Genomic DNA, 6492 nt, shown 5'->3' on the forward strand with positions numbered 1-6492 from the left:
CGTTTAGCGAGCGCCCTGCGCCTCAAAGCCAGTTCCCTTCGGTCACAATGCGGGCATGAGTTTTCCCCTGGGATCCCTGACTGGCAGCGAGGCGCCGGACGCGCCCGCAAACCCCGCCGCTGGCAAGACTTATCAGCGCAGCGCCAAGAAAAAGCCCGCGGCGGCTGCCCAGCCGCGCAAGCCCCTATCGCCCCTGTGGCTGGTGGCGGCGGCTTTGCTGTGGGGCTTGGTCTTGCTGGCCCTCTTGAGCCACGACAAGGGCGACGCTGCCTTCAGCATGTCCGGCGGACGAGAGCTGCCCCACAACTGGGTGGGCGCGCTCGGCGCGTGGATTGCCGATCTGCTGTTTTTCGCCTTCGGTTTCTCGGCGTGGTGGCTGATGCTGGTGAGCCTGCGCGCCTGGCTGGGCGCCCTGGCCCGCAGCTTGCGCGCCGACCAGGCGCCGGCGCGCCACTGGCGCGAGCGTGTGCTGTTCTGGGGGGGGCTGCTGCTGCTGATGAGTGCCAGCTGCGCGCTGGAGTGGTCGCGGCTGTACAGCTGGGAAGTCCGTCTGCCCGGCCATGCCGGCGGTGTGCTGGGCTACACCCTGGGGCCCTGGGGCATGAAGGCCCTGGGCTTTGCCGGCTCCGGTGTGATCTGGATTGTGGGTCTGGTCGTGGGCATGGCCTTGGCGCTGCGCTTTTCCTGGCTCAATATGGCCGAGGCCTTGGGGGGGCGCCTGGAGCAGCTGCGCGAGCGCAGCCAAGAGCGCCGCGAGATCCGCGAGGATGAAAAAGTGGGCAAGCGCGCCAAGCGCGAGCGCGAGAAGGTGGTGGAAGAAGAGCGCCACGTGGTGGAGGAGCACATCCCCATCGTGATCGAGCCGCCGGTGGTCGAGGTGCCCAAGTCCACCCGCGTCGCCAAGGAGCGTCAGACCCCGCTCTTCACCGAGCTGGCCGACACCAAGCTGCCCCAGGTGGACCTGCTGGACGCCGCGCCGGTGCGGGTGGAAACGGTGACGCCCGAGTCGCTGGAAATGACCAGCCGCATGATCGAGAAGAAGTTGAAGGACTTCGGCGTCGAGGTGCGGGTGGTGGCGGCCTCGCCCGGCCCGGTGATCACGCGCTACGAGATCGAGCCCGCCACGGGCGTGAAGGGCTCGCAGATCGTGGGCCTGGCCAAGGACCTGGCGCGCTCGCTGAGCCTCACCTCCATCCGCGTGGTCGAAACGATTCCGGGCAAGAACTATATGGCGCTGGAGCTGCCCAATGCGCGGCGCCAGACCATACGCCTGTCCGAGATCCTGGGCTCCCAGGTCTATGCCGACGCGTCCTCCATGCTCACCATGGGCCTGGGCAAGGACATCATCGGCGCGCCGGTCGTCGCCGACCTGGCCAAGATGCCGCACTGCCTGGTGGCCGGTACCACCGGCTCGGGCAAGTCGGTGGGGATCAACGCCATGATCCTCTCCCTGCTCTACAAGGCCGAGGCGCGCGATGTGCGCCTGATCATGATCGACCCCAAGATGCTGGAAATGAGCGTCTACGAGGGCATCCCGCACCTGCTGTGCCCGGTGGTCACCGATATGAAGCAGGCCGGCAACGCGCTGAACTGGTGCGTGGGCGAGATGGAGCGGCGCTACAAGCTCATGTCCAAGCTGGGCGTGCGCAATCTGGCCGGCTACAACAAGAAGATCGACGAGGCCGCCGAGCGCGAGGAGAAGATCCCCAACCCCTTCAGCCTCACGCCCGAGGAGCCCGAGCCCCTGGAGCGCCTGCCGCATATCGTGGTGGTGATCGACGAGCTGGCCGACCTGATGATGGTGGTGGGCAAGAAGATCGAGGAGCTGATCGCCCGCCTGGCCCAGAAGGCACGTGCCGCCGGCATCCACCTGATCCTGGCCACGCAGCGCCCCTCGGTGGACGTGATCACCGGCCTGATCAAGGCCAATATTCCCACCCGCATCGCCTTCTCGGTGGGCTCCAAGATCGACAGCCGCACCATCCTGGACCAGATGGGCGCCGAGGCCCTGCTGGGCATGGGTGACATGCTCTATATGGCCAGCGGCACCGGCCTGCCGGTGCGCGTGCACGGCGCCTTTGTCAGCGATGACGAGGTGCATCGCGTGGTCGAGTACCTGAAGGCGCAGGGCGGCGAGCCCAACTACATCGAGGGCATCCTCGAGGGCGGCGTGCTGGAAGGCGAGGGCGGTGGTAGCGAGGGCCTGCCGGGCCTGGTGGCCGGCGGTGACGGCGAGTCCGATCCCATGTACGACCAGGCCGTGGCCGTGGTGCTGCAGCACCGCCGCGCCTCCATCTCCCTGGTGCAGCGCCATCTGCGCATCGGCTACAACCGCGCCGCCCGCCTGCTGGAACAGATGGAGAAATCCGGTCTGGTCGGCGCCATGAATACCAACGGCAGTCGCGACCTGGTCGTGCCCAAACGTGATGAAGCTTAAGTCCCTCGCCCACCTCCTTGCCTCCGGCGCCCTGGTCCTCACGGGTCTGGCCCGCGCCGACGCCGTGCAAACGCTCAAGGACTTCGGCCGCGAGGTGAAAAGCGGCAAGGCCGAGTTCACCCAGACCGTGAGCTCGCCCGATGGTCAGCGCAAGAAGAGCTCCTCCGGCAGCTTCGAGTTCCAGCGCCCCAACCAGTTCCGCTTCGCCTACACCAAGCCCTTCGAGCAGCTCATCGTGGGCGATGGCCAGAAGGTCTGGATCTACGACCCCGACCTCAAGCAGGCCAGCGCGCGCCGCATGAGCGCGGCTCTGGGTGCCACCCCTGCGGCCCTGCTGGCGGGGGCCAATCTCGAGAAGGACTTCGAGCTGAAGGCCCTGCCCGCGGCCCAGGGGCTGGACTGGGTGCAGGCCCAGCCGCGCCAGGCCGACGCCGGGCTGCAAAGCCTCAAGGTCGGCTTCAAGGGCCGGGAGCTGGCCGCCATCGAGGTGGTGGATGGTTTTGGCCAGCGTTCCCTGCTGCAGTTCAGCGCGGTGCAGACCAATGCGCCCGTGGCGGCGGAGCGCTTTCGCTTCGTGCTGCCGCCGGGCGCGGATCTGATCGAGCAATGAGTGCTGCGCAGGGGGGACTCTAGGCATGCTGCATGACGTCAGCCTGATCTCCACCGTGGCCGCAGGCTTTGGCCTGGCCATCATTCTGGGCTATGGGGCCCACCGCCTGCGCATGCCGCCCCTGGTGGGCTATCTGATCGCGGGCATTGCCATCGGTCCGGCGACGCCTGGATTCGTGGCCGATATGGACCTGGCGGCACAGCTGGCCGAGCTGGGCGTGATGCTGCTGATGTTCGGCGTGGGCCTGCACTTCTCGATGAAGGATCTGCTGGCCGTCAAGCGGATTGCCGTGCCGGGGGCCGTGGTGCAGATTGCGGTGGCCACGCTGCTGGGCTACGGCCTGGCCCGCTGGTGGGGCTGGGGCTCTGGTGGGGCCTTGGTGTTTGGCTTGTCGCTTTCGGTGGCGAGCACCGTGGTGCTACTGCGCGCGCTGGAGGCGCGTGGCCAGTTGCAAACGGCCAATGGCGGAATCGCCGTGGGCTGGCTGGTGGTCGAGGACCTCGTGATGGTCCTGGTCCTGGTGCTCTTGCCGCCCCTGTCGGGCCTGCTGGACGCGAGCAGCGGTGCGCAGACTTCACCGGCCGGCCCGGCCCAGAGCAGCGGCCTGCTGCACACCGTGGGCCTGACCCTGGCCAAGGTGGCGGCCTTCATCGCGCTGATGCTGGTGGTGGGGCGGCGCCTGTTTCCGCGCCTGCTGTGGGCCGTGGCCGGCACCGGCTCGCGCGAGCTCTTCACCCTGTGTGTGGTGGCCGTGGCGGTGGGTGTGGCCTTCGGGGCGGCGGCCCTGTTCGACGTGTCTTTTGCCCTGGGGGCCTTCTTCGCCGGCATGATGATGCGGGAGTCGCCCTACGCCCATCGTGCGGCCGACGAGTCGCTGCCGCTGCGCGATGCCTTTGCCGTGCTTTTCTTCGTTTCCGTGGGCATGCTGTTCGACCCCAAGGTGCTGCTGGAGGAGCCGCTGCGTGTTCTCGCGGTGGTCGCCATCATCATGGTGGGCAAGACCCTGGCCGCCATGGGCCTGGTGCTGCTTCTGCGCTATCCGCTCAACACGGCCCTGGTCGTGGGGGTGAGCTTGGCCCAGATCGGGGAGTTCTCCTTCATCCTGGCGGGGCTGGGGCTGTCTCTGGGTTTGTTGCCCGCCGAGGGCCAGAGCCTGATTCTTGCGGGCGCACTGATTTCCATCGCGCTCAACAGCCTGCTCTTTGCGGCCATCGAGCCCGGCAAGGCCTGGATTTTGCGCAAGTCGGCCTGGGCCCGCCGCATGGAAATGCGTGCAGACCCCCTGGCCGAACTGCCCGCCCACACCGATGAGTCCAAGCTCAGCGGACAGGTGGTACTGGTGGGCTATGGCAGCGTGGGGCGCGGCCTGCATGCGCAACTGCTGGCCCAGGGGCGGCATCTGGTGGTGGCCGAGAAGGATCGTGTGCTGGTGGAGTCGCTGCGCGAGTCGGGGCAGGCTGCGGTGGCGGGCGATGCCAGCGATCCGGCCGTGCTGATACAGGCTCATATCGCGAGGGCTGCGCTGCTGCTGATCACGGCGGGGGACAGCCTGCAGGCCCGCCAGATGGTGGAGACGGCGCGCCAGCTCAATCCGGCCTTGCAGGTGCTGCTGTGCGCTCGCAGCGAGGAGGAGGCGGCCTTGCTGCGGGAGGCGAGTCTGGGCGAGGTATTCCTGGCCGAGCACTGCCTGGCCGCGTCTCTGGCCCAGCGGGTGGGTGAGCTGATGCCGGGCCAGCAGGCCGCATCCGCTTGAGACAATCGGTCCATGTCCCGTCCCGATTCCGAACCGCTGTTTCCCGATCTGGAACCCCTGTCTCCCCTGTCCGGCGGTGCGGCCGGCGCTGCGTCTGGAGGGCGTGTGCCCCTGGCCGAGGCCTTGCGACCACGGACCTTGAACGAGGTCATCGGCCAGGCCCATCTGCTGGGTGAGGGCAAGCCGCTGGCCCTGGCATTTCGATCGGGCAAGCCCCATTCCATGATCTTCTGGGGACCGCCGGGCGTGGGCAAGACCACGCTGGCGCGGCTCACGGCCACGGCCTTTGACTGCGAGTTCATTGCGCTCTCGGCCGTGTTCTCCGGTGTCAAGGACATACGCGTGGCCATGGAGCAGGCCCAGGCCTATCTGGCTCGCGGCCAGCGCACCATCCTCTTCGTGGACGAGATCCACCGCTTCAACAAGGCCCAGCAGGACGCGCTGCTGCCGCATGTGGAGTCGGGGCTCTTCACCTTCATCGGCGCCACCACCGAGAACCCCTCCTTCGAGGTCAACTCGGCCCTGCTCTCGCGCGCCCAGGTCTATGTGCTCAAGTCGCTGGACGAGGCCGAACTGCGCCAGCTGCTGGCGCGCGCCCGCGACAAGGCCCTGGCCCATCTGAGCTTCGAAGACAAGGCCATCGACACCCTGGTGGGCTATGCCGACGGTGATGCGCGCCGCTTTCTGAACCTGTTGGAGCAGTGCGATATCGCGGCTGGCGCGGCCGGCGCGGCCGGCATTAGCACCATCGACGCGGACTTCGTCAGCAATGCCCTGAGCCTGAATGCCAGGCGCTTCGACAAGGGCGGCGACAACTTCTACGACCAGATCTCGGCCCTGCACAAGTCCGTGCGCGGCTCCAGCCCCGACGGCGCGCTCTACTGGCTCAGCCGCATGCTGGACGGCGGCGCGGACCCGCGCTACCTCGCTCGGCGCATCGTGCGCATGGCCTGGGAGGATATCGGCCTGGCCGATCCGCGCGCCATGCAGATCGCCAATGACGCGGCCCTCACCTTCGAGCGACTGGGCAGCCCCGAGGGTGAGCTGGCCCTGGGCCAGGCCGTCATCTACCTGGCCGTGGCGCCCAAGAGCAATGCGGGCTACAAGGCCTACAACGCCGCGCGCGCCTTTGTGAAGCAGGACGGCAGCCGCGAGGTGCCGGTGCATCTGCGCAATGCACCGACTAGGCTGATGAAGGAGCTGGGCTATGGCCATGAGTATCGCTACGCCCATGACGAGCCACATGCTTACGCGGCGGGTGAGCGCTATCTGCCCGACGATATGCCCGAGCCCGGCTGGTACCAACCGGTGCCGCGTGGTCTGGAGCTCAAGATCGCCGACAAGCTGGCCTTTTTGCGGGGGCTGGACGCCCAGTCCGGCGCCGGTGGCCCGGAGGGCGAGTCGGATTGAGGCTCAGGCACCAGCGGGTAAGCCCCAGAAATCGCCCGCATCCCCCCCTCTAGAATCCGTGCAGCCGGCAGGCATCCAGGGTTTGGGCCCGCCCCTTGTGGTGGCGGGCCTTTTGCCTTGAGGCCCTGCTGTTCAGAGAAGTCACGCCGGGCCCCAGGCCGTGGCGTAGCGAGTGGAGACAGCGGCAATGGAAATCTTTTTCCAGCAAATCATCAACGGGCTGGTGCTGGGAAGCATGTATGCCTTGGTGGCCTTGGGGTACACGATGGTGTACGGGATCAT

At 67.5% G+C, this 6492-nt stretch carries 4 protein-coding genes and 1 pseudogene; all 5 read left to right on the plus strand.

The annotated features are described in order from the left end of the window. Nucleotides 1–55 precede the first annotated feature (55 nt). The gene (locus DFR39_RS07770; RefSeq protein WP_133602950.1) at nt 56–2437 is read left to right on the plus strand and encodes a DNA translocase FtsK; all 2382 of its coding nucleotides are present in this window, start codon (nt 56–58) and stop codon (nt 2435–2437) included. Further along, nucleotides 2427–3047, plus strand: a complete 621-nt coding sequence (gene lolA / locus DFR39_RS07775) for an outer membrane lipoprotein periplasmic chaperone LolA (RefSeq protein ID WP_133602951.1) — start codon at nt 2427–2429, stop codon at nt 3045–3047. The genes DFR39_RS07770 and lolA overlap by 11 nt, the downstream gene beginning before the upstream one ends. A gap of 25 nt (nt 3048–3072) precedes the next feature. Next, nucleotides 3073–4800 carry a cation:proton antiporter domain-containing protein gene (locus DFR39_RS07780; RefSeq protein ID WP_133602952.1) on the plus strand — a complete coding sequence of 576 codons (1728 nt, stop codon included), beginning with the start codon at nt 3073–3075 and terminating at the stop codon, nt 4798–4800. Nucleotides 4801–4812: 12 nt separating this feature from the next. Next, nucleotides 4813–6210, plus strand: coding sequence for a replication-associated recombination protein A (locus DFR39_RS07785; RefSeq protein ID WP_133602953.1), 1398 nt, complete (start codon nt 4813–4815; stop codon nt 6208–6210). A gap of 187 nt (nt 6211–6397) precedes the next feature. Then, nucleotides 6398–6492: pseudogene (locus DFR39_RS07790) on the plus strand (branched-chain amino acid ABC transporter permease); the annotation flags it as partial.

Source organism: Roseateles asaccharophilus (genome assembly GCF_004362405.1).
Classification (GTDB): Bacteria; Pseudomonadota; Gammaproteobacteria; order Burkholderiales; family Burkholderiaceae_C; genus Kinneretia; species Kinneretia asaccharophila.

What these genes read in the sequence shown, in the direction of transcription:
- DFR39_RS07780 (WP_133602952.1), top strand. Translation starts at nt 3,073, where the DNA reads ATGCTGCATGACGTCAGCCTGATCTCCACCGTGGCCGCAGGCTTTGGC.
- DFR39_RS07785 (WP_133602953.1), top strand. Translation starts at nt 4,813, where the DNA reads ATGTCCCGTCCCGATTCCGAACCGCTGTTTCCCGATCTGGAACCCCTG.
- lolA (WP_133602951.1), top strand. Translation starts at nt 2,427, where the DNA reads ATGAAGCTTAAGTCCCTCGCCCACCTCCTTGCCTCCGGCGCCCTGGTC.
- DFR39_RS07770 (WP_133602950.1), top strand. Translation starts at nt 56, where the DNA reads ATGAGTTTTCCCCTGGGATCCCTGACTGGCAGCGAGGCGCCGGACGCG.